The sequence below is a fragment of the Dyella sp. 01N36 genome (assembly GCF_056399745.1).
Genome location: NZ_JBFTRY010000378.1, coordinates 1 through 1,178, shown reverse-complemented (window position 1 = coordinate 1,178; position 1,178 = coordinate 1). Strand labels below are relative to the sequence as shown.

The 1,178-nt window shown below is 62.3% G+C and carries 2 protein-coding genes; both read left to right on the top strand.

Translation table 11 applies throughout. The features are described from left to right. The first annotated feature begins 285 nt into the window (after positions 1-285). On the top strand, positions 286-579 hold the full coding sequence (locus AC1DMG_RS22265) for an addiction module antidote protein (protein ID WP_441603223.1): 294 nt from the start codon (positions 286-288) through the stop codon (positions 577-579). Between the two features lie 99 nt (positions 580-678). After that, positions 679-1,178: PP2C family protein-serine/threonine phosphatase (locus AC1DMG_RS22260; RefSeq protein ID WP_477181164.1), on the top strand; the 500-nt coding region annotated here is incomplete at its 3' end.

The following is a 1,178-nucleotide window of genomic DNA, read 5'->3' as shown; positions in this document are numbered from 1 at the left end:
GGGTGGACTCGATGAGAACCCACCGGTTCGACAAATTTGCCAGGAGCAAATTTGGACAGCCGCAGGCTGGCCCCGTAGCGCGCAGCGCGGAGGGGTGGATGGACCCAACAATCCCACCCCTCCCGCGACCAAAAACGCGCAACGAAGCAGGCCCTGTTCTTACATCAGCTCAATCGCTCACCTGTAGCCCGCCGGCTACATTCAGCTCATCATGGTCTACAAAGACTCCGGCGATCGCACAGCCGCCGGCTCTCGCAAGCAACTTGCAAAACAGGCGACCCGACCATGAAGAAGACGGAAACCTTCCCCTATGACGTGGTTGACTACCTAACCACGTCCGAAGACTGCGCCGCTTATCTCGACGCCTGCATCGAAGAGAGCAACGGCGATGCCGCGTTTATTGCTGGTGCTCTAGGCAACATCGCCCGCGCCAAAGGCATGAGCCAGGTGGCCAGAGATGCTGGTCTATCTCGCGAAAGCCTGTACAAGGCGCTCTCGGGCGAGCGCAGCCCGGACTTCGCCACCATTTTGAAAGTGCTACGCGCCGTTGGCATCAAGCTCCATGCTGCGGTCGCCTGACACGAACACACCACACGAACTCGCTAGAACCCAGAAGCTTCTTTACGCATCCCTCCCCAATCCGTCATGCTCGCCTCGCACCGCCACACCAGGCACCTCATGATCGAATTCGGACACGGAACCCACGTCGGCCTGCGCCGCGCGCGGAACGAAGACACTTACTACGCCGACGCATCGCTCGGCCTTTTTCTCGTGGCCGACGGCATGGGCGGGCACCAGCACGGCGAAGTGGCTGCCGCTTTGGTGCGCGACGCCGTGGCCGACCTGGTCATGCGTGGCCACAATCTGGTCGAAGCCGTGCGCGCGGCGGACGAACGACTGATCCAGCACAGCCGAAGCTTTCGCGATCCGCTGCCGATGGGCACGACGATCGCTGCCATCCGCCTGCACGCGGACAGCTACGAAGTGGTGTGGGTGGGCGATAGCCGCGTGTATCTCTGGCAGAAAACGCTACGCCAGGTGAGCCACGATCATTCGCTGGTGCAGGAGCTGGTGGCCGCAGGCACGCTCGACGCCTCGCAGGCAGCGCGTCATCCCCATCGCAACGTGATTACCCAGGCACTGGGCATCACCGCGGCCGAGCAGCTGCACATCGGCAT